Origin of the sequence: Rhizobium sp. AN80A (assembly GCF_030053015.1) — a bacterium.
Taxonomy (GTDB): domain Bacteria; phylum Pseudomonadota; class Alphaproteobacteria; order Rhizobiales; family Rhizobiaceae; genus Rhizobium; species Rhizobium metallidurans.
The window spans coordinates 1,169,691-1,193,030 of record NZ_JASJPX010000003.1 but is presented as its reverse complement, the minus strand read 5'-3'; the positions used below and the strand labels follow the sequence as shown (position 1 = coordinate 1,193,030).

General features: G+C 63.8%; 20 protein-coding genes and 1 pseudogene. 20 read left to right on the top strand and 1 reads right to left on the bottom strand.

Features of this window, described 5'->3' with window-relative positions:
* The first annotated feature begins 84 nt into the window (after positions 1-84).
* The 13 genes from P3R82_RS17375 (at position 85) to P3R82_RS17315 (ending at position 15,493) form a co-directional block, all read left to right on the top strand.
* Complete coding sequence (locus P3R82_RS17375; protein WP_283194726.1) at positions 85-1,302, top strand: deoxyguanosinetriphosphate triphosphohydrolase; 1,218 nt, start codon at positions 85-87, stop codon at positions 1,300-1,302.
* A gap of 64 nt (positions 1,303-1,366) precedes the next feature.
* On the top strand, positions 1,367-3,124 hold the full coding sequence (gene argS, locus P3R82_RS17370; RefSeq protein ID WP_283194725.1) for an arginine--tRNA ligase: 1,758 nt from the start codon (positions 1,367-1,369) through the stop codon (positions 3,122-3,124).
* 59 nt (positions 3,125-3,183) lie between these two features.
* A complete protein-coding gene (locus P3R82_RS17365) occupies positions 3,184-6,270 on the top strand; it encodes an SPOR domain-containing protein (protein ID WP_283194724.1) in 3,087 nt (1,028 codons plus the stop codon).
* 126 nt (positions 6,271-6,396) lie between these two features.
* Positions 6,397-7,410 carry a beta-N-acetylhexosaminidase gene (gene nagZ, locus P3R82_RS17360; RefSeq protein WP_283194723.1) on the top strand — a complete coding sequence of 338 codons (1,014 nt, stop codon included), beginning with the start codon at positions 6,397-6,399 and terminating at the stop codon, positions 7,408-7,410.
* Between the two features lie 69 nt (positions 7,411-7,479).
* On the top strand, positions 7,480-8,292 hold the full coding sequence (locus P3R82_RS17355; protein WP_283196369.1) for a ScpA family protein: 813 nt from the start codon (positions 7,480-7,482) through the stop codon (positions 8,290-8,292).
* 20 nt (positions 8,293-8,312) lie between these two features.
* Positions 8,313-9,014, top strand: a complete 702-nt coding sequence (gene scpB, locus P3R82_RS17350) for an SMC-Scp complex subunit ScpB (protein ID WP_283196368.1) — start codon at positions 8,313-8,315, stop codon at positions 9,012-9,014.
* A gap of 186 nt (positions 9,015-9,200) precedes the next feature.
* A complete protein-coding gene (locus tag P3R82_RS17345) occupies positions 9,201-9,410 on the top strand; it encodes a twin-arginine translocase TatA/TatE family subunit (protein WP_283194722.1) in 210 nt (69 codons plus the stop codon).
* A gap of 48 nt (positions 9,411-9,458) precedes the next feature.
* Positions 9,459-10,133, top strand: a complete 675-nt coding sequence (gene tatB, locus P3R82_RS17340; RefSeq protein ID WP_283194721.1) for a Sec-independent protein translocase protein TatB — start codon at positions 9,459-9,461, stop codon at positions 10,131-10,133.
* The gene (tatC, locus tag P3R82_RS17335) at positions 10,130-10,957 is read left to right on the top strand and encodes a twin-arginine translocase subunit TatC (protein WP_283194720.1); all 828 of its coding nucleotides are present in this window, start codon (positions 10,130-10,132) and stop codon (positions 10,955-10,957) included. Before tatB ends, tatC begins: the two co-directional genes overlap by 4 nt.
* A gap of 97 nt (positions 10,958-11,054) precedes the next feature.
* Entirely contained in the window at positions 11,055-12,338 is a 1,284-nt protein-coding gene (gene serS / locus P3R82_RS17330; protein WP_283194719.1) for a serine--tRNA ligase, read from the top strand.
* A gap of 4 nt (positions 12,339-12,342) precedes the next feature.
* A complete protein-coding gene (gene surE, locus P3R82_RS17325; RefSeq protein WP_183899805.1) occupies positions 12,343-13,110 on the top strand; it encodes a 5'/3'-nucleotidase SurE in 768 nt (255 codons plus the stop codon).
* 6 nt (positions 13,111-13,116) lie between these two features.
* Positions 13,117-13,770, top strand: coding sequence for a protein-L-isoaspartate(D-aspartate) O-methyltransferase (locus P3R82_RS17320; RefSeq protein WP_283194718.1), 654 nt, complete (start codon positions 13,117-13,119; stop codon positions 13,768-13,770).
* Between the two features lie 130 nt (positions 13,771-13,900).
* Positions 13,901-15,493 carry a peptidoglycan DD-metalloendopeptidase family protein gene (locus P3R82_RS17315; RefSeq protein WP_283194717.1) on the top strand — a complete coding sequence of 531 codons (1,593 nt, stop codon included), beginning with the start codon at positions 13,901-13,903 and terminating at the stop codon, positions 15,491-15,493.
* 97 nt (positions 15,494-15,590) lie between these two features.
* On the opposite strand, the gene P3R82_RS17310 is transcribed toward P3R82_RS17315, so the two are convergent.
* On the bottom strand, positions 15,591-16,463 hold the full coding sequence (locus tag P3R82_RS17310) for an ATP-binding protein (RefSeq protein ID WP_283194716.1): 873 nt from the start codon (positions 16,461-16,463) through the stop codon (positions 15,591-15,593).
* Between the two features lie 209 nt (positions 16,464-16,672).
* On the opposite strand from P3R82_RS17310, the gene yajC reads away from it, so the two are divergent.
* The 7 genes and pseudogenes from yajC (at position 16,673) to P3R82_RS17275 (ending at position 23,324) form a co-directional block, all read left to right on the top strand.
* A complete protein-coding gene (gene yajC, locus P3R82_RS17305) occupies positions 16,673-17,017 on the top strand; it encodes a preprotein translocase subunit YajC (protein ID WP_183899809.1) in 345 nt (114 codons plus the stop codon).
* Between the two features lie 54 nt (positions 17,018-17,071).
* Positions 17,072-19,633 carry a protein translocase subunit SecDF gene (gene secDF, locus P3R82_RS17300; protein ID WP_283194715.1) on the top strand — a complete coding sequence of 854 codons (2,562 nt, stop codon included), beginning with the start codon at positions 17,072-17,074 and terminating at the stop codon, positions 19,631-19,633.
* A gap of 4 nt (positions 19,634-19,637) precedes the next feature.
* Positions 19,638-20,024 carry an Mth938-like domain-containing protein gene (locus P3R82_RS17295; protein ID WP_283194714.1) on the top strand — a complete coding sequence of 129 codons (387 nt, stop codon included), beginning with the start codon at positions 19,638-19,640 and terminating at the stop codon, positions 20,022-20,024.
* A gap of 3 nt (positions 20,025-20,027) precedes the next feature.
* The gene (locus P3R82_RS17290; RefSeq protein ID WP_283194713.1) at positions 20,028-20,879 is read left to right on the top strand and encodes a phytoene/squalene synthase family protein; all 852 of its coding nucleotides are present in this window, start codon (positions 20,028-20,030) and stop codon (positions 20,877-20,879) included.
* A gap of 85 nt (positions 20,880-20,964) precedes the next feature.
* Positions 20,965-21,432 carry a hypothetical protein gene (locus P3R82_RS17285; protein WP_183899813.1) on the top strand — a complete coding sequence of 156 codons (468 nt, stop codon included), beginning with the start codon at positions 20,965-20,967 and terminating at the stop codon, positions 21,430-21,432.
* Between the two features lie 170 nt (positions 21,433-21,602).
* Positions 21,603-22,261 (top strand): annotated as a pseudogene (locus P3R82_RS17280) (peroxiredoxin).
* Between the two features lie 25 nt (positions 22,262-22,286).
* On the top strand, positions 22,287-23,324 hold the full coding sequence (locus P3R82_RS17275) for an MBL fold metallo-hydrolase (protein ID WP_283194712.1): 1,038 nt from the start codon (positions 22,287-22,289) through the stop codon (positions 23,322-23,324).
* Positions 23,325-23,340 lie beyond the last annotated feature (16 nt).

Below are 23,340 nucleotides of genomic sequence, written 5' to 3'. Positions count from 1 at the left end.
GCCGTTTATGCTCTCTATAGGTATGAAGAGCGTATGGCGGCGTCAATGGGCGTGCGCCAGGGACATGGCGAGTGACGGTGAAGAATGACGATCGACAGGCGTGCATTAGGCTTCGGTAACAGCGACAGGGCAATCTACGCGGCTGACCCGTGGACGACGCGCGGGCGGCTCTATCCCGAGAACTCCAGCCCGACGCGCTCGGACTTCCAGCGCGACCGCGACCGTATCGTCCACACGACAGCCTTCCGGCGCCTCAAGCACAAGACCCAGGTCTTCATCGCCCAGGATGGCGATCACTATCGCACGCGGCTGACGCACACGATCGAGGTGGCCCAGATCGCCCGCGCGCTCGCCAGGGCGCTGAAGCTCGACGAGGATCTGGCGGAGGGCGTCGCGCTCGTGCACGATTTCGGCCACACGCCCTTCGGCCACACCGGCGAGGACGCGCTGCACGAGGTGCTGCTGCCCTATGGCGGCTTCGACCACAATGCCCAGTCGCTGCGCATCGTCACCAAGCTCGAACGCCGCTATGCCGATTTCGACGGCATCAACCTGACCTGGGAAAGCCTGGAGGGGCTGGTCAAGCACAACGGCCCGCTGCTCACCAAGGACGGGACCGGCACGCGCGGCCCGGTGCCGCAGCCGATCCTCGATTACTGCGAGATCCACGACCTGCAGCTCGACACCTTCGCCAGCCTGGAGGCGCAGGTGGCCGCGATCGCAGACGATATCGCCTACAACACCCACGATATCGATGACGGCCTGCGCTCTGGCTATCTCACCTTCGACATGCTGGAGGATATCCCGTTCCTGGCCGGCCTGATGGCCGAGGTGAGGGAGCGCTACCCCACTCTGGAGCCGAGCCGCTTCACCCACGAAATCATGCGCCGCCAGATCACCCGCATGGTCGAGGACGTGATCTCCGTCGCCCAAGAGCGCCTCTCCGAGATCCGCCCCGAGAGCGCCGACGACGTCAGGCACGCCAGCCGCGTGATCGCGACGTTTTCTGAGGGCATGGCCGAGACGGACAGGCAGATCAAGGCGATGCTCTTCAAGCGCATCTACCGCCATCCCGACATCATGCGCATCCGCTCAGGCGCCGCGCAGATCGTCACCGACCTGTTTTCGGCCTACATGGCCAACCCGAAGGAGATGCAGAGCCACTACTGGGTGGATCACATCGCGGGGCTGGCCGAAGCGCCGAAGGCGCGCCATGTTGGCGATTATCTCGCCGGCATGACCGACACCTACGCCATCAGTGCCCACAGGCGCTTGTTTGACCAGACTCCGGATTTGCGCTAGGCAGCGGTCGCCCGGCAAAGGCCGGGTGGATGCCAGTGGCACAGCCTATGCATGGAAGAGTGCGATGAACCTTTTTACCGATTTCGAAGCCAGGATTAAAACCGCCCTTGAACAGATCGATCTGGTCAAGGAAAAGCGATCCGAGCTGGATTTCGGACGCATCGCCGTAGAGCCGCCGCGCGATGCGAGCCATGGCGATGTCGCGACCAACGCGGCGATGGTGCTTGCCAAGCCGCTCGGCACAAATCCGCGCGCGCTGGCCGAAATCATCACCGCGAAATTGAAGGAAGATCCCGACGTCGCCGACGTATCGGTCGCGGGCCCTGGCTTCATCAACATCAGGATCGCCGTCGGCTACTGGCAGCGCCTGCTTGCATCGATGATCTCAAGCGGCACCGATTACGGTCGCTCGACGATGGGTGAGGGCCGCAAGGTCAACGTCGAATACGTTTCGGCCAACCCCACCGGTCCGATGCATGTCGGCCATTGCCGTGGCGCCGTCGTCGGCGACGCGCTGGCCAACCTCTTGTCCTTCGCCGGCTTCGACGTCACCAAGGAATACTACATCAACGATGCCGGCTCGCAGATCGACGTGCTGGCGCGCTCCGTGTTCCTGCGCTATCGCGAGGCGCTCGGCGAAAAGATCGGCGAGATCCCGTCCGGTCTCTATCCGGGCGATTACCTGGTGCCAGTCGGCGAGTCACTGGCGCGTGACTACGGCGTCAAGCTGCACAACATGCCCGAGGATCAGTGGATGCCGCTGGTCAAGGATCGCACGATCGATGCGATGATGGCGATGATCCGCGAGGATCTCGATGCCTTGAACGTCCATCACGACGTGTTCTTCTCCGAGCGCACGCTGCACGCCAATGGTGCCGCCGCCATCCGCACCGCCATCAACGACCTGACCTTCAAGGGCCACGTCTACAAGGGCACGCTGCCGCCGCCGAAGGGCCAGTTGCCGGAAGATTGGGAAGACCGCGAACAGACGCTGTTCCGCTCGACCGAGGTCGGCGACGACATGGACCGTCCGCTGATCAAGTCCGACGGCTCCTACACCTACTTCGCCGCCGACGTGGCCTATTTCAAGAACAAGTTCGATCGCGGCTTCAGCGAGATGATCTATGTGCTCGGCGCCGACCATGGCGGCTACGTCAAGCGCCTGGAAGCGGTCGCGCGCGGCGTGTCGGAAGGCAAGGCCAAGCTTACCGTTCTGCTGTGCCAGCTCGTCAAGCTGTTCCGCGATGGCGAACCGGTGAAGATGTCGAAGCGTTCGGGCGACTTCGTGACGCTGCGCGATGTGGTCGAGGAAGTCGGCCGCGATTCGGTGCGGTTCATGATGCTGTACCGGAAGAGTTCCGAGCCGTTGGACTTCGATTTCGCCAAAGTAACGGAGCAGTCGAAAGATAATCCGGTCTTTTACGTACAGTACGCGCATGCCCGCTGCATGTCGGTCTTCAGGCAGGCCAAGGAGGCGTTTCCGGATATCGACGTATCTCCCGAAACCCTTGCGAAAGCGGTGTCTGGGATAGCGGATCCCGCGGAATTACAATTGGTTGCGAAGGTTGCCGAGTTCCCTCGGCTGGTCGAGGCGGCGGCTCAGTCGCAAGAGCCGCATCGTGTCGTATTCTATCTCTACGATCTCGCCAGTTCTTTCCATGCGCATTGGAATAAAGGCAAGGATCAGGTAGACTTACGATTTATTAACGATAAGAGCCGAGAGTCTAGTATTACCAGACTAGGGCTGGTGTACGCCGTTGCGTCCGTTTTGAAGTCGGGTCTTGCCATCGCAGGAACGGCTGCGCCGGAAGAGATGCGGTAGCGTCACCATTTACCCACAATGCGCTGGCACGAAACCTTTGCATTTGCGAGTGGATGAGTATGGCAGATAAACAGCGGGCGTATGACACGCGTAACGATGCGAACCTCTTTGCTGACGACGATCCCCTTGCGGAGCTTGCGCGTATCGTCGGTTTTGAGCCCCGTGTAGCGGCGAACACCGTCGAGGCGGCTCCAAGGCAGGAGCCGGCCTTCAATCTCGAGGACGAACTGCTGCGCGAGTTCGAGCGTTACGACGCTCCGACCGCGCCGGCCGTCGTCGATCATCCGGTCGAAACGGCCTACGCTCAGCCTGAGCCGGTTGTTTATGCCGAGCCTGAGCCCGTCACCTACGACGAGCCAGAGCCGCAATACGTGCAGCAAGCGCCCCGCTATGAGGCCGAACCTGTTCAGTACGAAGCGCCAGTTGTTTCGCAACGGGTCGAAGCCGACAGCCTGCCGGTTTTCGAGCAGCCGGATGCGCGCGCGGTTCTCTCGTCCGCCGATTGGGCGGCAACCGTGTCGAGGCCCGTCGAGCCCGTCTCCGGCGGCGCTCGTGACCTGATCGAGGAGCTCGAGCTTTCCATCAGCGCCGCGCCGACGCCTGTGCAGCCTGCGAAGGCGCCACAGTGGTCGGCGGCAAGCATCCGCTTGCCGATCGCCAATTTCCATCCCGCTCGCCGCGAAGAGCCGGTCGTCGCAGCACCCGTTGCCGCCCCGGCACCGGTGATCGCCGCCGAGCCGGTGCCCACCGCTCCCGTACCCGCCGCGCCGCGCCGCGAAGCCGCGTTCGAAGCGCCGGCCGCCGCAAGCTTCCCGGCAGAGATCGATCGCCATGAACCGGCACTCGTCGTCGAGCAGCCTGTCGTGGAAGCGTTCGTCGAGCCTGTGGTCGATCACAGCGCCTTCGATCTGGCCGCCGCCGCCAAGGACGGCGACGTCAAGGCCGATGCCGCGCTGACGGAAGTCGCCGCCGAGGCCGACGACATCAACTTCGATATCGATGACCTTCTCGCCGATGTCCAGCAGTACCCGGTTGTCGCGCGTGAAGCCGCGCCGGTAGCGGTTCAGCCGGTCGTTCCGGCTCCGGTCGCGCCAGCCCCTGTCGTCTCGTCGCCAGTCGCCGCGCGTGCCTATATCCCCGCGCCGCCCGTCGCGGTCGCTCCGGTTGCGGCAGCGCCCGTGGCGCCTCGCCATGTGCCCGAGCCGCAGATGGTCGCCGCCAAGGCCGTGCCCGATGCGGAAGACCCCTTCGCCGGCCACGACTTCGAGCTGGATCTCGAAGGTATCGAGCTCGAATTGGCCGACCTCGATTTCGTCGAGCCCGTCGTGGCCGAGGAGATCGTGCAGCCGAAGCCGCAGCCTGCGCCGGCACCCGTGGCCTACCAGCCGGCGGTCCGCCAGCCGGAGCAAGCCGCGCGCCCGGCGCCCGCGCCGTACCAGCCATCCGCTCCCGCGCCGGCCTATCAGGCCCCCGTCTATCAGCAGGCCCCCGCCTATCAGCCGGCGCCCGCCTACCGTTCGCCCGAGCCGGCAGCTCCCGCGGCGGCGTCCTACCGGGCGCCGGCGCCCGCCGCCGACATGACGGAAGAACTGCCTTTCGATCCGTCGATGATCTCCGACGCGGAGTATCAGACGGAAGCCGTCGAGATGCATGTTCCGACGCTCCCGCCGGTCGAAAAGCACGAGCCGGTCCCGGCGATGTCGGATTTCGATTTCGACGTCGATCCGGAGATCGCCAATCTTCTGGCGCCTGCAAAGCCGGTAGATGCGCCCGCCAGACCGGCCCAGGACATGCGCGTGCGCGGCCAGGCCGCCGTTGCTCCGGCCGCGTCCGTCGCCCGCCCGCAGCCATCGCAGCCGCAGGCACAGAGCTTCGATGAATTCGAGCGCGCGCTCGAGGAAGACTTCCGCCGCAGCGTCAACGAGCCCGTGCAGCAGCGCCGTGATACGGTGTCCGAGGTTCAGATCCAGTCGGCAAGCGACGCCGAGGATATGAGCCGCGCCCGCTCGATGAAGCGCATGCTGGCGGCGGCGGCCGTCATCGTCATCTTCGGCGGCGTCGCCTACGCCGGCTACTCCTTCCTGGCGCGCGACGGCGGCATCAGCATCGCCACCGGCGAGCCGCCGGTCATCGTCGCCGACAAGGACCCGGTCAAGGTCGTTCCCGAAAACCCGGGTGGCAAGACCGTCCCGAACCAGGACAAGGCCGTCTATGACAGCGTTGGTGGCGCAGCCGCCGAGGCGCCGAAGCAGAAATCGCTGGTTTCCAGCGACGAGCAGCCGGTCGATGTCGTTCAGCGCACGCTGACGCCCGAAACGCTGCCCGAAGACAACGACGCGCCGATGCCTTCGATGTCGACGCCCGTCGGCGACACCCAGGATCCGCGTCTGCTGCCGAACAACGACGCGACCGACACGGCCGCGGCCGATCCGGCGGATGCCGATCGTTCGCCGTCGGTCTCGGCGCGCAAGGTCCGCACCATGATCGTCCGGCCCGATGGTACCCTCGTCGCCCGCGAAGAGCCGGCGCCGGAGCCCACGACACCTTCGCTGCCGAAGCCAACCTCCGTGCAGACGCAGAAGATCACGGCAGGCGCCGCGTCGTCCGACGCCCCGACAATCGAACAGCTGGCGTCGGCCGACATTCGCTCGACGCCGGTCGAAGGCACCACGCCGACCGCGAAGCAGGCTTCCGAGAACGTGCTTGCCAAGGCCGCCTCGGCATCGCCTGACAACGTCAGCCCGCCGGTTCGCGCCGTGACCAGCACCAAGAGCGATACCGCGCCGGCATCGCGTCCGGGCGCTGCTGCTCTTGCCCCGGCAACCGCCGCGGCCCAGGCTCCGAAGGAAGTCGCGGCCGTTCCGCCGGCGGCGGCTCAAGCCCCGCCCACGACGGCTGCTCCTGGAAGCTACGGTGTCCAGATCGCATCCTTGCCGTCTGAAGCCGAAGCGCAGAAGTCCTATGCCAGCCTGTCGAAGAAGTTCGGCGGCGTACTGAGCGGCATGCCTTACGAGATCCGCAAGGCCGAGGTCGCGGGCAAGGGCACCTACTACCGCCTGCGTATCACCGCCGGTTCCAAGGACGAAGCCGCGGCGATCTGCGAGAAGTATCGCGCGGCCGGTGGCTCCTGCCTGATTTCGAAGTAAGTCTCGAAACTGGATTGCTTGAGAGCGGCGGGGCATACCCGCCGCTCTTTTCGTTTGTGCCGTTCTTTTTTGTGAATGGCAGTTGACGCTGCTCGCATTTCGCCATGGCGTCTCTATGATTCGGGTATGACCGAATCAAAAGCGATGATCCTTGGCTGTAGCGGCCTTTCCCTGACGCCCGAAGAAAAGGCCTTCTACGCGGGCGAACGCCCCTGGGGCTTCATCCTGTTCGGCCGCAATATTTCCGAGCCGCAGCAGATAACAGACCTCGTGGCCGAGATGCGCGAAAGCGTCGGCTGGCACGCGCCGGTACTGATCGATCAGGAGGGCGGTCGCGTCCAGCGCATTCGCCCGCCGATCCTGCCGCACTATCCCTCCGGCCAGCAGCTCGGCGACCTCTATCGGGCGGATCCGGAAAAGGGCAGGCGCGCGGCCTGGCTGATGTCGCGCCTGCATGCCTTCGATCTCTCGAAATTCGGTATCAACGTCGATTGCCTGCCTGTGCTGGATGTCCCTGTCGAAGGCAGCAGCAACGTCATCGGCAACCGTGCCTATGGCATGGACCCGAAGACCGTGACCGATATGGGCATCGTCGCCTCCGAGGGCCTGAAGGCGGGCGGCGTTCTCTCCGTCATGAAGCACATGCCCGGCCACGGCCGCGGCTTTGCCGATTCTCATCACGAGCTCCCGGTCGTCCGCGTCTCGCGCGAAGAGCTGGAGGCCCACGATTTTCCGCCTTTCATCGCCATGAAGGACGAATTGATGGCGATGACCTGCCATCTCGTTTTCACCGCGATCGACGCCGATAATCCGGCCACGACCTCGCGCAAGGTCATCGACGGGATCATCCGCGAGCATATCGGCTTCAAAGGCCTGTTGCTTTCCGATGATAGTTCGATGAACGCGCTGAGCGGCACGCTTGGCGAACGGGCGGCGAATATCATTGCGGGCGGCTGCGATATCGTGCTGCATTGCAACGGTCATATGGATGAGATGCTTGAGGTCGTCGCCAACGTGCCGCTGCTCAAAGGTGCTGCGCTCGAGCGCGCCAGGCGCGTGGAGCAGGGGTTCCCGACGGCCGATGGTGCCGACGAGGCCGCGATCCGCGCCGAATTCGATGCGATGCTTGCGACGGCCTGACCGCGAAAGGGACGAGACGACGTGACGACGACAAAGGTTCAGGAACGCCCGCAGACATCGGCAACGCCGATGGACAAGCTGTGGCAGGATGGCGGCGCCGACCGTGCCTCTACCGATCCGGCCCTGTTGATCGACGTCGCCGGCTTCGAAGGCCCGCTCGACCTGTTGCTTCATCTCGCCCGCACGCAGAAGGTCGATCTGTCCCGCATCTCGGTGCTGGCGCTCGCCGAGCAATATCTGCTGTTCATCGACAGCGCCCGCCGTATTCGCATCGAGCTCGCGGCGGACTATCTGGTGATGGCGGCATGGCTCGCCTATCTGAAGTCGCGCCTGCTCATTCCGCAGCAGATCAAGGACGACGGCCCCTCCGGCGAGGAGATGGCGGCATCGCTGGCCTTTCGCCTGAAGCGCCTCGAAGCCATGCGCGAGGCGGCGGGCGGTCTCGTCAACCGCAATCGTCTCGGCCGCGACGTGCTGGCCCGTGGCGCTCCCGAACATATCCCAGATCGCCACCAGTCCGCCTACGACGCCAGCCTCTACGATCTCCTGACCGCCTATGCGTCGCTGCGCCAGCGTCAGGCTGTCACGCAGGTCACGATCGCGCGCCGCACCGTCTGGTCGCTCACCGAGGCTCGTGAACTGCTCACCCGCCTGATCGGCGAGGTCGGTGACTGGACGGCGCTCGAACAGCATATATTGACCTACATGGTCTCGCCCGAGGACCGGGTGACGGCGATCGCCAGCGCCTTTGCCGCGTCGCTTGAACTCGCGCGCGAAGGCAAGATCGAGATACGCCAGGGCGGCGTGTTCGAGCCGATCTACATGCGGCGCGGGCCAAACCATGGCACGATGCAGGTCGTTGAACAGGAGCTGCCGGCTTGACCGATCTGGAAGACGCCAACCTGGAAGACGACGAGCGCGGCAGCGGCCGGGCCGAGGATGACATCGTCGGCGACGAGCTGGAAGCGGCGCGCATCGCCGAGGCGCTCGTCTTCGCTTCCGCCCAGCCCGTCTCGGAAGCCTTCATCGCCGATCGCCTCCCCAAGGTGTTCGACGTGCGCGCCATCATGCTGCGGCTGCAGGAAGAATACGCCCATCGCGGCGTCAATCTGGTCAGGGTCGACGATGCCTGGGCGTTTCGCACCGCCGCCGACCTCTCCTTCGTCATCCGCCGCGACGAAAACGAGGTGCGCAAGCTGTCGCGCGCCGCACTCGAGGTTCTCGCGATCATCGCCTATCACCAGCCGGTGACGCGCGCCGAGATCGAGGATATCCGAGGCGTTCAGACCTCGCGCGGCACGCTCGATGTGTTGATGGAGGCCGGGTGGGTGCGTTTTCGCGGCCGCCGCCGCACGCCGGGACGTCCCGTCACGCTCGGCACCACCCGCGACTTCCTCGATCACTTCGGGCTTGAGGAACTGCGCGATCTGCCGGGGCTCGAGGAATTGAAGGGGGCAGGGCTGCTCTCCGGTCGCATCCCGGCCAACTTCAATATTCCGTCGCCATCGATGAACGATGAGCTGACCGAGGACGAAGATCCGATCACGCAGCTGGATCTCGAGGAACTGGGCCTTCTGGCGCCCGGTGGCGCGCCCGAGGAATAGTCGGCGCCGTGTCTTTGTTTCGCCACGCCGAGCGAAAACAATTGTCTTCACGACTTTTCGACCGAGGACTATCTTGTCACGATGGTCGATACCGTGACATTAAGCGTCTATCTACGGGGAATTAGATGTTGGATTTGATGTCGGGTATTCTTACATCAATAGAACATCACAACAGGAGTTAGCGTAATGGGTTCTTTTAGCATGTGGCACTGGCTGATCGTTCTGGTCATCGTGCTGTTGCTTTTCGGTCGCGGCAAGATTCCGGAGCTGATGGGCGATGTCGCCAAGGGCATCAAGAGCTTCAAGAAGGGCATGACCGACGAGGATGCCTCCGAGGCCTCGAACACGACCACCGCAGGCAAGACCGTCGATCACAAGGCCGACGAAACGAAGTAACCACGTCCGGGCAGCGCCGCCCCCGCGTTTCCCGTTCAGGAGCCTTGAATGTTCGATATTGGCTGGACCGAGCTGCTTGTCATCGCGGTCGTATTGATTGTCGTGGTGGGTCCCAAGGATCTGCCTCCGATGCTTCGTGCTTTCGGCAAGATGACGCAGCGTGCCCGCAAAGTCGCCGGCGAATTCCGTGCGCAGTTCGACGAGGCGCTGCGCGAAGCCGATATGGACGACGTGCGCCAGACGCTGAACGACGCCCAGAAGCTCAATCCTGTCAACACGCTGCGCGAGGCGATGAACCCGCTTCGCCAGATGGGCAACGAGATCAAGGCCGATCTCCAGCGCTCGACATCGGTCGATAGCAACACGGAAGCGCCGCTCGGCCTGATGCCGGCGCCAGAAGTCGCACCGACCGGAACGCCATCCGTCATGCCTGCGCCCACTCCCGTGCCGGCTGCCTCGGCGGCCGTGCCCGAGGCCACGGCAAAGCCGGCCCGCAAGCCACGCGCCAAGGCCGCCGATAAGGCCGATGCCGTTGCCGCCGTCGCGGTTACGGCCGAAAAGCCGAAGCGTGCTGCTGCCAAGGCGGCGCCGGCTCCGGCAAGTGCTCCTGCAGCACCTGCCAAGGCTGCCCCCGCCAGCAAGACGGCCGCCGCCAAGCCGGTAGCCGCCGCGACAGCCGCGCCGAAGAAGCCGGCGGCGAAGAAAAAGAAAGATGAAGCATGAGCGGTGATATCGAAGACAAGCCGCAGCCGTTGATCGAGCACCTGATGGAGCTGCGCACGCGGCTCATGTGGTCGATCGGCGCCTTCTTCGCCGCTTTCATCGTCTGCTTCATTTTCGCCAAGAATCTCTTCAATGCTCTGGTCGTCCCCTACAAATGGGCGGTCCAGTGGGCGAACCTGGATGTCTCCAAGGCGCAGTTGATCTACACGGCGCCGCAGGAATTCTTCTTCACGCAGGTGAAGGTGGCAATGTTCGGCGGCCTCGTCATCGCCTTCCCGATTATCGCCGCGCAGATCTACAAATTCGTGGCCCCGGGTCTCTACAAGAACGAGCGCTCGGCCTTCCTGCCGTTCCTGATCGCCTCGCCGATCCTGTTTTTGATGGGGGCGGGGCTCGTCTACTTCTTCTTCACGCCGATGGTCATGTGGTTCTTCCTGACCATGCAGCAGGCGCCGGGCGAGGGGGATGTCGCCATCTCGCTGCTGCCGAAGGTCTCGGAATATCTCAGCCTCATCATGACGCTGGTCTTCTCCTTCGGTCTGGTCTTCCAGCTTCCCGTCATCACCACGCTGCTTGCCCGCGTCGGCCTGCTGACGTCGGACTGGCTGCGCGAAAAGCGCAAGTTCGCGATCGTCATGGCCTTCGTCGTCGCCGCGGTCCTGACGCCGCCCGATCCGATGTCCCAGATCGGTCTTGCGCTGCCGACCATCATTCTCTACGAGATTGCCATCTACGCGGCGCGACTCGTGGAACGCCAGCGTGCTCGCGATGCGGCCACCGAGGCTGAAGGGTCCCAGGACGTTGCCAAGACGGACAACGTCTAGCGTCACCGCAATTCCTCGATGAGCGCTTTCCAATATCCGGTCGAGGCCCGGTCAGGCTTCGGCCGGGTCATCCTTTTTGCAACGACCTGGAACGACGATGCTCGATATCAAATGGATCCGTGAGAATCCCGAAGCCCTCGACGCGGCACTTGCCAAGCGTGGTGCCGAGCCCCTGTCCGAAAGCCTGATCGCGCTGGACGAAAAGCGCCGCACGGCCGTTCAGAAGGTCCAGGACATGCTGTCCCGCCGCAACGCCGCCTCCAAGGAGATCGGTGCTGCCATGGCGCAGAAGAACACCGAGCTGGCCGAGAAGCTGAAGGCCGAGGTCGCCGACCTCAAGGTCTTGCTGCCGGCCGCCGAGGAAGACGACCGCGCCTTTTCCGAAGAGCTGAACGACGCCCTCTCGCGCATCCCCAACGTCCCCCATGACGACGTCCCCGTCGGCAAGGACGAGGCCGACAACGTCGTCACCCGCGTGACCGGCGAAAAGCCGCGCTGGAACCACACGCCGAAGGAACACTTCGAGATCGGCGAAGCCCTCGGCTACATGAGTTTCGAGACCGCCGCCAAGCTCTCCGGCTCGCGCTTCACCGTCTTGACGGGCCCGCTGGCGAGGCTGGAGCGGGCGCTCGGCCAGTTCATGATCGACCTGCACACCAGCGAACATGGGTACACCGAAGTCAGCTCGCCGCTGCTGGTGCGCCCCGAAGCGCTGTTCGGCACCGGCAACCTGCCGAAGTTCGAGGAAGACCTCTTCAAGACGACGGACGGGCGCTATCTCATCCCGACGGCGGAAGTCACGCTCACCAACCTCGTGCGCGAGGAAATCCTCGAGCAGGAGAAGCTGCCGCTGCGCTTCACCGCGCTGACGCCGTCCTTCCGTTCGGAAGCAGGCTCGGCCGGCCGCGACACGCGCGGCATGCTGCGCCAGCATCAGTTCTGGAAGTGCGAGCTGGTCTCGATCACCGACGCCGAAAGCTCGATCGCCGAGCATGAGCGCATGACGGCTTGCGCCGAGGAAGTGCTGAAGCGCCTCGGCCTGCATTTCCGCACGCTGACGCTCTGCACCGGCGACATGGGCTTCGGCTCGCGCAAGACCTACGACCTCGAGGTCTGGCTGCCCGGTCAGAACACCTACCGCGAAATCTCGTCCTGCTCGGTCTGCGGCGATTTCCAGGCGCGGCGCATGAACACGCGCTATCGCGGCAAGGAAGACAAGACCAACCGCTTCGTTCACACGCTGAACGGCTCCGGTACCGCCGTCGGCCGCTGCCTGATCGCGGTTCTGGAAAACTATCTGAACGAGGATGGCTCGGTGACCGTCCCCGACGTGCTGGTGCCCTACATGGGCGGCCTGACGAAGATCGAACGGGCGGCCTGAGACCATGCGCATTCTGCTTACCAACGACGACGGCATTCACGCGGAAGGCCTTGCGGCGCTGGAGCGGATTGCGCGCACGCTGTCCGACGACGTCTGGATCGTCGCGCCCGAGACCGACCAGAGCGGTCTCGCCCATTCGCTGAGCCTGTCGGAGCCGCTGCGCCTGCGCAAGATCTCCGACAAGCACTATGCGCTGCGCGGCACGCCGACCGATTGCGTCATCATGGGCATCAAGCAGGTGATGGAGATCAAGCCCGATCTCGTTTTGTCCGGCGTCAACGCCGGTTCGAACGTCGCCGACGACGTCACCTATTCGGGCACGATCGCCGGTGCCATCGAAGGCACGATGCAGGGCGTACGCTCCTTTGCGTTGAGCCAGGCTTACATTCGCGAGGGGGATCACCGCGTCCTTCCCTGGGAGGTCTGCGAGACCCATGCCCCGGCGCTGCTGCGCAAGCTGATGGCGGTCGATCTGCCTGAAGGGACCTTCCTCAATCTGAACTTCCCGAACTGCGCGCCTGAAGAGGTCGAGGGCACGGAAGTGACCGCGCAGGGCAAGCTCGCCTTCAATCTGGAGGTCGATGCTCGTGCCGACGGTCGCGGTTTCCCCTACTATTGGTTGAAGTTCGGCGAGCGCGCCGGCGCTTTCGTCGAGGGCACCGACGTCAACGCGCTCAAGAATAGAAAGATCTCGGTAACACCTTTGAAACTGGATCTGACCGATTATTCCGTACAGGACCGCGTGACGCGGGCGCTTTCGGGTACGGAGTAAATCGCATTGGCGGCACGTCTGGTGGAGAAGGAAGAGTTTGCGGCGCTCGTTCTGAGGCTGCGGGCCGAAGGCGTGTCAGACCTTGATTTGCTGACGGCGGTCGAGCAGGCGCCGCGCTCCCTCTTCGTGCCGCCGCAGTTCGCCGAACAGGCCTATTCGAGCCGCACGATCCCGATCGAATGCGGCTCCTTCCTCGAGGGCGTCGATTTCGCCGTCCGCGTCCTGCACCAGTTGAGGGTCAAGCCCGGCCAGCGGGTGCTGGAAGTGGGGACAGGCAGTGGTTTCATGACGGCTGTGATCGCCCGCATGGCCGAGCGCGTGCTTACCATTGACCGCTACAAGACGCTGACCTCCAACGCCCAGAAGCGCTTCGAGGCACTGGGTATCCGCAACGTCATCGTTCGCCAGGCTGATGGCAGCGGCGGCCTGCAGGGCGAGGGCACCTTCGACCGCATTCTGGTGACCGCCGCCTTCGAAAGCATGCCGCGCTTCTATGCCGATCAGCTGGTCTCCGGCGGCTCGATGATCGCTCCGCTGATCATCTCCGAGACCGAGTGCCGTCTCGTTCGCCTGACCAAGACCGGCAGCCGCTTCGAGCGCGAGGAGTTATTCAACTCCCCATACTTGCCGATCGTTCCCCGCGTGGCGTCGCAGCTCTGATCGCGGCTGTCGCTATGGTTAGCGATTTGTCAAAAAACGCAGGTCAATCCCTCCGCCTTAACCGGTTGGTAATGCTAACGCGCTTTAATCATACCCACAAATGGTTGCGTTATTCAGTGGGTCGAGTGTCATGCGTTTCAGCGTTTCGCCTAAGTTCGGGAAGTCTGCCGGTAATGCCCTGATCGTGGCTCTCCTGGCGAGTGCTGCATCAGGCTGCAGTTCCGATGTGACACGTTTCGGCGGTCTGTTTTCTTCGTCCGGTCAGGATCAGATAACGACGAATTCCATTCCCCGGCGCAGCATGAGCGGCCTCCAGGCCGATCCGGTGCCGCAGGCGGATATGCAGGGCGGCGCGATGCAGCCGAGCTATGCGAATAACAACAATTCGATGAACCAGCCGTATCCGAGCCAGCAGCCGGCCTATGGGTCGAGTGCACGCATGGCATCGGCTCCGGTTTCGGTTCAGCGTTCCGAGCTTGCCGCGCCAGGCGCGGTGTCGCAGGCGCCGATGTCGCCGGCACGCGAAAAGCAGGTCGCCCTTGCGCAGCCTTTCCCGGGCAGCGACGCGCCGCAGCGTACCCAGACGATCGCGCCGCCGAAGCGCGACACCGACACCGTCGTCACCGGGTCGATCCCGAGGACGTCGGGCTGGTCCGCGACCAATGCGCCTTCCGTGACCATGCGTCCGGGCGAAAGCATCGCCATTCTCGCCAACCGCTACGGCGTTCCCGAAAAGGAAGTGCTGCGTGCCAATGGCCTGAAGACCGCAGCGGCCGCCAAGCCCGGCCAGATCATTCTGATCCCGACCTTCAACGGCGGCAACGCCGCCAAGGCATCCACCCAGTCGCGTGATCTCGCGAAGGGCGGTCAGGCGCCGCAGCCGACCAAGAGCCAGGAACAGAACCTCGCGCTCATCCCGACCGGCTCGAACGCCTCGCGTGACAAGTCGATGGCGGGCGCCGATCAGTCCGGCAAGGCACCTGTCGGCGCCGGCCCGAAGGGCGCGGGTGGCACCTACGTCGTCAAGTCGGGCGACTCTCTTGCCAAGATCGCCAAGGCGACCGGAAACAGCGTCGACGACATCAAGGCGGCCAACGACCTGACCGCCGGCTCGATCCGCATCGGCCAGGAGTTGAACATTCCGAACGCCAGCGCCGCCGCTACCGATACCATCAAGACCGCGTCGATCCAGCCAAAGGCGGAACCCAAGCCCGCCGCCCAGCCGGCGGTTGCCCCTGAAACGGCCACCGCCCAGCCTGCCTCCTACAAGGCGCCCGCCGCGACCGAAAGCGTCAGCGACGTCGCCAAGAAGGAAGTGGCGTCCGCCGCACCCGAGGCCACCGGCATCGGCAAGTATCGCTGGCCGGCCCGAGGCGCGGTCATCGCCGCCTATGGCGCCAACGTCAACGGCAGCCGCAACGACGGCATCGACATCTCTGTCCCGCAGGGCACCCCGATCAAGGCGGCTGAAAACGGCGTGGTCATCTACGCCGGCAATGGCCTCAAGGAACTCGGCAACACGGTTCTCGTCCGCCACGACGATGGCACCGTCACCGTCTACGGCAACGCCGATACGCTGAGCGTGACGCGCGGCCAGAAGATCCAGCGCGGCCAGACGGTCGCCGTCTCGGGCATGAGCGGCAACAACGTCAAGCAGCCGCAGGTTCACTTCGAGGTCCGCAAGGACGCGACGCCGGTGAACCCGATGACGTTCCTCGAGTAGGTCACGACTTTCCTCGAATAGATATTGCGTATCGAGGACAACGCAAAAGCCCGGCCGAAGCCGGGCTTTTGTCGTTATGGTAAGCGGCAAGCTGAGCTTAGCAGCGGTCGAGCGCGATCCGCTTTCGGCCGGCGAGGTCCTGGATATACTGCCAGGCGACGCGGCCCGAGCGGGCGCCGCGCGTCGTTGCCCATTCCAGCGCTTCGGCATGCAGCACCTCGCGGTCCAGCGGCAGCTTGAAGTGCGCGGCATAGCCGTCGACCATCGTCAGATAGTCTTCCTGGCTGCACTTGTGGAAGCCGAGCCAGAGCCCGAAGCGGTCCGACAGCGAGACCTTCTCCTCCACCGCCTCCGACGGGTTGATCGCCGTCGACTGTTCGTTCTCCATCATGTGGCGCGGCAGGAGATGTCGCCGGTTCGAGGTCGCGTAGAACAGCACATTGTCGGGCCGGCCCTCGACGCCGCCGTCGAGCGCCGCCTTCAGCGACTTGTAGGCGGTGTCGTCATGGTCGAAGGAGAGGTCGTCGCAGAAGACGATGACCCGGTGCGGCGTGTCCTTCAGCAGGTCGAGCAGCACCGGCAGGCTGGCGATATCCTCGCGGTGCACCTCGACGAGTTTCAGCGAGACGCCGGTTTCGCGTCTAACATCTTCGTGAACGGCTTTCACCAGCGACGACTTGCCCATGCCGCGCGCGCCCCACAGGAGTACGTTGTTGGCGGCATAGCCTTCGGCGAAGCGCACCGTGTTTTCATGCAGGATGTCACGCACCCGATCGACGCCGCGGATCAGCGCCAGCGCCACGCGGTTTGGCCGCGAAACAGGCTGCAAATGCTGGCGCGCAGGGGCCCAGACGAAGCAATCCGCCGCGTTCCAGTCGTTGATTTCAGGCGGCGGTCCCGCGAGCCGTTCGACGGCATCGGCAAGGCGGCGAAGCTCGCCGAGAATGATGCTGTTGACGTCTTCGGCCATGGTGTTTCCTCCTTCGCGCGCACGCGGCTGTGCGCCAATCGCTTTTCGTAGCCGGGTAGCATGGCCTTTTACATGCGGAAAGGTTATGAGGCAGCGGAATCGGTACGGTTTTCGGCTGTTTCAGTTGCAATCGCAAAGACCATAATTATAGTCCGGCCACCGAGAAAAAAGGCGACGTTCCGCCTCCGGAAAAGTTTGAGGAGTTTAGCATGTTCATCACCCCGGCATTCGCCCAGGCCACCGACAGCGCGGCGTCGCCGTTCGGTTCCGGCTTCGAAATGATCATCCTGTTCGTGCCGCTGATGGTCGTCTGGTATTTCCTGCTCATCCGTCCGCAGCGCGCCCAGGCCAAGAAGCGCGACGAAGCATTGAAGGCGATCCGTCGTGGCGACCAGGTCGTGACCTCCGGCGGCCTCGTCGGCAAGGTGACCAAGGTGATTGACGAGCGGGAAATCGAAGTCGAGATTGCCGATGGCGTCCGCGTCCGTATCGTGCGTACCGGCGTCTCCGAAATCCGCGTGAAGGGCGAGCCCGTAAAGGCCGACGCCGCGTAGTCATCACGCATATCCACGAACCGGATCGCCCGGATCTGACATAGTCGAGAGAAAATGCTTCATTTTTCCCGCTGGAAGACCGTTCTGATCTGGTTTGTGGTGCTGGTGGCCGTGGTGATCGCGGCCCCCAATTTTCTGCCGCTGGGGCAGTCCGGCTCGATTTCGTCCTGGCTGTCCAAGCACCGCGTCGTGCTCGGCTCCGATCTCAGGGGCGGTACGCACCTCGTCTTCCAGGTCGATCGCGCCGATGTCGCGCGCCAGAAGCTGGTGGCGACGGTGGGCGAGATCAGTCGCCGGTTGCGTCAGGCCAATATCCGCTACACCGGCCTCACCGGCAACGACCAGACCGTGACGGTCAAGATCACCGACCCCAAGCAGATCGACGCCGCCGTCGCCGCGCTGAAGGAACCGGCCGCCGGCACCGGGAACGGCCTGCTCGGCGGCTCGGCGCAGGATGTCACGCTCACGCAGGCCGCCAGCGGCGATCTCACGATCCAGATCGCCAATGCCGCCATCGACGGCGCCATTTCGGCGGCCCAGACCCAATCGATCGATATCGTCAGCCGCCGCATTTCCGGCCTCGGCAACCCGGATTTCGCGATCAAGCCCGAGGGCGCAGATCGGCTGGATGTGCAGGTCTTCGGCGAGGTCGATGCCGAGCGTCTGAAGAATATCCTCAACGAACCCGCCAAGCTCTCCGTGCGCATGCTCGACGCAACCATGTCCGGACAGGACGCGGTCAATGGTCGCTGGCCGGCGAGCTCGGAGGTTCTCTATTCGCTGGATGATCCGCCGGTTCCCTACCTCGTCGATCGCACCGACTTCATCACCGGCGCTAACATTGTCGATGTCCAGTCGGTGGCCGATACGCAGGCCGATACGGTGTCGATCAGCTACGTGCTCGACGCCGAAGGCACGAAACGTCTGGCGGAGAAGACGCAGCAGAACACCGGCGGCTACCTCGCGATCATCTTTGACGATCAGGTCATGGCGTCGCTTCCCATCACCGCGCCGATCCTTGACGGCAAGGGCGCGATCCCGGTCAGCTACACCGAAGAGGGCGCCAACGATCTGGCGCTCATGCTGCGCGCCGGCGCCCTGCCGGCCACGCTGACCGCGGTCGAGGAGCGCACGGTCAGCGCGGCGCTTGGCGCGGAATCGGCGCGGGCAGGGCTCGTCGCCGGCATTGTCGCGGCCATTCTCGTCATCGGCCTGATGTTCGGCTTCTATCGCGGCCTCGGACTGATCGCGGCCCTGTCGCTGCTCTTGAACCTCGTCCTCATCCTCGCGGTGATGAGCCTCATCGGCGCTACGCTCACCTTGCCGGGGATTGCCGGCATCGTCCTGATCATCGGCATGGCGGTCGATGCCAATGTCCTGATCTACGAGCGCATCCGCGACGAGGCGAAAACCGGCAGGCCGTTTTTCGAGGCGATCGACTACGGCTTCTCTCGGGCGATCATGACGATCCTCGACGCCAACGTCACCATCGTCATCGCCGCCGTCATCCTCTATTTCCTCGGCAACGACGCCGTGCGCGGCTTTGCCGTCACGCTTGCCGCCGGCATCCTGACCACCATTTTCACGGCCGTCACGCTCACCCGCTGGATCGTCGTCACCTGGCTGCATCGCCGGCATCCGAAGCATCTGCCGAAGGATGTCCACACCGGCATCTTCGATCGCGCCAACATCCGCTTCATGGGCATCCGCCGCTACGTGTTCACCGCCTCGGCCGCACTTTGCGTCGCCGCCATGGTGGGCTTCGCCGCGGTCGGAATGCATCTCGGCATCGATTTCGCCGGCGGTTCGATCGTCGAGGTCAAGGCCAAGCAGGGCGCGGCCGACATCGGCGATATCCGCGCCCGCCTCGGCGATTTGCCGATCGGAGACATCGAGGCCCGCAGGCTCGCGGATCCCTCGGGCGCACTGGTGCAGCTGGAGGCGCAGGGCGGCGGCGAGAATGCCGAACAGTCGGCGGTCACGCTGGTGCGCGACGAACTCGGCACCGATTATGATTTCCGCCGCGTCGAAGTGGTGGGGCCCGCCATATCGGGCGAGCTTACCCGCGCCGCCTCGCTCGGCGTGCTCGCGTCGCTCATCGTCATCCTCGTCTATATCTGGATGCGCTTCGAGTGGCAGTTCGCCGTCGGCGCCATCGTCGCCACGCTGCACGACATCATCCTGATCCTCGGGCTTTTCGTGCTGACAGGCATCGAGTTCAACCTGACGAGCGTCGCGGCCCTTCTGACCATCATCGGCTATTCGCTCAACGATACCGTCGTGGTCTACGACCGCATGCGCGAAAACCTGAAGCGCTACCGCAAGATGCCGCTGCCGATCCTGATCGACGCGTCGATCAACCAGACGCTGTCGCGCACCGTGCTGACCGCGGCCACCACCATGCTGGCGCTGCTCGCGCTGGCGCTGTTCGGCGGCGAGGTCATCCGTTCCTTCGCCTTCATCATGCTGGCTGGCGTTGCCATCGGCACGTTTTCCTCCATCTACATTGCTGCACCGGTGCTGATCGTCTTCAAGCTTCGCCCGGATGCGCTCAACAACGACAACGACAAGAAAGTACCGGAACCGGCCGCCCAGCCCGGCAAGCCGGCAGTGTGAGAATATGGCAAGAGGCATAGAAATACGCGAAGCGCATTTTCCCGGTCGCGCTCCGATCGATACCTACGGGAACGGCGGCTTCCGCTTCGCCGACATGTCGCATCGCGGTTCGATCCTCTGCCTGCCGTCGGGCATCCATGGCTGGAAGATGGACGCGACCATGCCGCTGTCGATCGAGAACCTGCAGCGCGTGCTCGACGAGGCGTCCGAGATCGAGTTCCTGCTGCTCGGCACCGGCGTCGACATGCGCCCGATCCCGGCGGACCTCAAGGCGGCGCTGAAGGCTGCCGGTATTTCTTCGGATTCGATGAGCACCGGGGCGGCGGTGCGCACCTTCAACATCATGCTGATGGAATCACGTGCCGTCGCGGCGGCGCTGATCGCGGTCTGACGAATGGCCGATCAATCCTCGACGAACCAGGACATCTGCCTGGCGATGCTGCGCGACAGCGATCGCGACCGTTATCTTGCCTGCCTGCTGTCTCCGCAAGACAAGCGCGGCGCGCTGGCGGCACTTTACGCCTTCAACGCCGAACTCGCCCGTATCCGCGACCTCGTGCATGAGCCGCTTCCGGGTGAAGTCCGCATGCAATACTGGCGCGACCTGCTTCAGGGAACCGCCCACGGTTCCACCGAGGCCAATCCGGTGGCCGCGGCACTTCTGTCGGCCATCGAGACCCACTGCCTGCCGCGCCAAACGCTTCTCGACATGATAGACGCCCGCGTCTTCGATCTTTACGACGATCCGATGGAATCGCGCGGCGCGCTCGAAGGCTATGCCGGCGAGACGGCCTCGGCGCTGATCCAGCTGGCGAGCCTGATCCTGTCACCGGACGATGCGCCGAAGTCGGCCGAAGCGGCCGGCCATGCCGGCGTCGCCCAGGCGATGGCGGGTTTGCTGCTTTTGATGCCGCTCCATCGCCACCGGGGGCAGATCTACATCCCGCTTGAAATCCTGTCGGCGACCGGCCTCGATCGCGACAGCTTCCTTGACGGCGGGGAAAAGACGCGCGTTTCGGCCGCCATCGAGGCCTTTGCCGGGCTTGGGCGGGACCATCTCGCCAAGGCACGCAAGATCGCCATCCCGCAGCCGCTCCTTCCGGCCTTTCTGCCCGCGGCCTTGGCCGGGCCGGTGCTGTCGAAAGCGCAGCATGTGGGGGCGGGGCTGTTCGAGAAAACGGTGCAGCAACCGCAATGGCGCCGCCAGATCGGCATGACGATCGCGCTGATGCGCGGGAAAATCTGACGCTTGTCCAAACTCGCGCAAGCCTCGCGCGTTATAGCTGTCATGATCGCCTGCCTTGGATGGCCTGTTTTGGATGGAGTGTAACGTGAGCATTTTCGCCTGGGTCGTTCTTTTCTCGCTTCTTGCTCTCCTGGCCCTTGTCGCCGTGCGCATGTCGTCGAAGCACGAGGCGCAGGGTCTGGATGACGCGGGCTTCGCCATCATCGAGTTCAACCGCGCCTTTCCGACCGAGGCGATCCGCTCGCTGCAGGCGACCGCGAACGGCGAGGTGGTGTTCGTTCGCCTGCACGACAACAAGACCGGCTTCATGCGCAACATGCAGCGCCACTACTCCTGCCAGGTCATCCAGCCCGGCCGGGTGCGCGTCCAGAGTTCCGACACCGGCAAGGGGCTGACGCTCGAGTTCCTCGATGCGCGGCACCAGAACGGCACCTTCGAATTCGCGTCGCCGAAGGAGGCGTCGGAAGTAGCCCTCTGGCTGCTTGGAAACTACGTCGCCGAGCCCGATCGCGAGCTGCCGCTTACCGATCCGACAGCCGCCAATCACCGATAAAAACACCTTTCGACTTTCAATCGAAACCGTGTCCGGCCACCCGCCAGACTTGCGGCGACGCCCGGTCGTACCTACGTCTATCGTGTCATATTGCCTGGTGCCCCAAATTGGAGCATCTTTCGCGCGCTCAGCGAAACGGTATGACTTTCGACAACTCATTGGAGGTAGGTATGCTTGCGATAAACGATGTTGCCCCTGATTTCGAAGCGCAGACCACCGAAGGAACCATCAATTTTCACGATTGGATTGGTAGTTCCTGGGCGGTCCTGTTCTCGCATCCCAAGGATTTCACGCCCGTGTGCACCACGGAGCTGGGCTATATGGCGAAAATCAAGCCGGAATTCGACCGGCGCGGCGTGAAGATCATCGGCCTCTCGGTCGATCCGCTGGAGCGTCACGACGGCTGGATGGACGACATCGAGGAAACGCAGGGCACGCGACCGAACTACCCGATGATCGCCGACGTCGATTTCAACGTATCGAAGCTCTACCACATGCTGCCGGCAGCTGTGTCTGGCGATCCGACGGTGCGCACCGCGCCGACAATCAGACGGTTCGTAACGTCTTCGTGATCGGGCCCGACAAGAAGATCAAGCTGATCCTCGTCTACCCGATGACGACAGGCCGCAACTTCGACGAAGTCATCCGCGTGATCGATTCCCTGCAGCTCACGGCAAAGCACAAGGTCGCGACGCCAGCCAACTGGCAGAACGGCGGCGACGTCATCATCGCCGGTTCGGTCTCCGACGAGGATGCGAAAAAGCAGTATCCAGACGGATGGGCGGCGCCGAAGCCCTATATCCGCATCGTGCCGCAGCCGAAGGGATAATATAGACCGCGCGCAGGAGACGCAGATGATCTTCCGTCAGCTTTTCGACCCCGCATCCAGCACCTACTCCTACCTGATGGCGAGCAGGCGCGGCGGGGAGGCGCTGATCATCGATCCCGTGCTGGAAAAGGTCGATCGGTACCTGCAGCTCATCCACGAGCTTGACCTGAAACTGGTCAAGGCCGTGGACACGCATCTTCATGCCGATCACATCACGGGTCTTGGCGCATTGCGCGACAAGACCCACTGCACGACTGTCATGGGCGAACAGACCAAGGCTGATGTCGTTTCGATGCGCCTGTCCGATAACGACAAGCTGACGATCGAAGGCCTGTCGCTCGATGTCATCTACACGCCGGGCCATACGGACGATAGCTATAGCTTCGTGCTGCCCGACCGCGTCTTCACCGGCGACACGCTGCTGATCCGGGGCACCGGCCGCACGGATTTCCAGAACGGCGATCCGCGCGCCCAGTTCAGATCCATCTTCGGCCGCCTTCTGAAGCTTCCCGACACGACGCTGGTCTACCCCGCCCACGACTACAAGGGCGACACTGTCTCCACGATCGGCGAGGAGAAGGCCTTCAACCCGCGCCTGCAGGTGCGCTCGGCCGACGAATATGCCGATCTCATGAACAACCTGAAGCTCTCCAACCCGAAGATGATGGACGTGGCCGTGCCGGCCAACATGAAGATAGGCATGGATCATCACGACGTCGACAGTCGCGGATGGTCGTTGAGCGTCCGGCAGGTCTTCGATCTCATGGGCAGGCCCGATGTCGCGCTGATCGATCTGCGCGAGGACAGCGAACGCCAGCGTCACGGCGTCATCCCGACATCGCTGCATTTTCCCTATCCGGCCCTCGCTGAAAGCATCGGCGCCGGCGGCGTTCTGCATGAATTCGGCGTATCGACCACCAAGCGGCTGGTCTTCTACTGCGCCTTCGGTGAACGTTCCGCCATGGCGGTACAGGCCGCGCACGACGCCGGCATCGCATCCGCCTGCCACATCGAGGGCGGCATCGATGCCTGGAAGAAGGCCAACGGGCCGGTCACCCACTGACCTGTCTTATTTTATG

Coding starts and splice junctions, on each gene's coding strand:
- P3R82_RS17355 (WP_283196369.1), top strand. CDS start 7,480: ATGGACAAGCTGTGGCAGGATGGCGGCGCCGACCGTGCCTCTACCGAT.
- P3R82_RS17375 (WP_283194726.1), top strand. CDS start 85: ATGACGATCGACAGGCGTGCATTAGGCTTCGGTAACAGCGACAGGGCA.
- surE (WP_183899805.1), top strand. CDS start 12,343: ATGCGCATTCTGCTTACCAACGACGACGGCATTCACGCGGAAGGCCTT.
- serS (WP_283194719.1), top strand. CDS start 11,055: ATGCTCGATATCAAATGGATCCGTGAGAATCCCGAAGCCCTCGACGCG.
- yajC (WP_183899809.1), top strand. CDS start 16,673: ATGTTCATCACCCCGGCATTCGCCCAGGCCACCGACAGCGCGGCGTCG.
- P3R82_RS17310 (WP_283194716.1), bottom strand. CDS start 16,463: ATGGCCGAAGACGTCAACAGCATCATTCTCGGCGAGCTTCGCCGCCTT.
- tatC (WP_283194720.1), top strand. CDS start 10,130: ATGAGCGGTGATATCGAAGACAAGCCGCAGCCGTTGATCGAGCACCTG.
- P3R82_RS17345 (WP_283194722.1), top strand. CDS start 9,201: ATGGGTTCTTTTAGCATGTGGCACTGGCTGATCGTTCTGGTCATCGTG.
- P3R82_RS17290 (WP_283194713.1), top strand. CDS start 20,028: ATGGCCGATCAATCCTCGACGAACCAGGACATCTGCCTGGCGATGCTG.
- secDF (WP_283194715.1), top strand. CDS start 17,072: ATGCTTCATTTTTCCCGCTGGAAGACCGTTCTGATCTGGTTTGTGGTG.
- P3R82_RS17315 (WP_283194717.1), top strand. CDS start 13,901: ATGCGTTTCAGCGTTTCGCCTAAGTTCGGGAAGTCTGCCGGTAATGCC.
- tatB (WP_283194721.1), top strand. CDS start 9,459: ATGTTCGATATTGGCTGGACCGAGCTGCTTGTCATCGCGGTCGTATTG.
- P3R82_RS17365 (WP_283194724.1), top strand. CDS start 3,184: ATGGCAGATAAACAGCGGGCGTATGACACGCGTAACGATGCGAACCTC.
- nagZ (WP_283194723.1), top strand. CDS start 6,397: ATGACCGAATCAAAAGCGATGATCCTTGGCTGTAGCGGCCTTTCCCTG.
- P3R82_RS17295 (WP_283194714.1), top strand. CDS start 19,638: ATGGCAAGAGGCATAGAAATACGCGAAGCGCATTTTCCCGGTCGCGCT.
- P3R82_RS17275 (WP_283194712.1), top strand. CDS start 22,287: ATGATCTTCCGTCAGCTTTTCGACCCCGCATCCAGCACCTACTCCTAC.
- argS (WP_283194725.1), top strand. CDS start 1,367: ATGAACCTTTTTACCGATTTCGAAGCCAGGATTAAAACCGCCCTTGAA.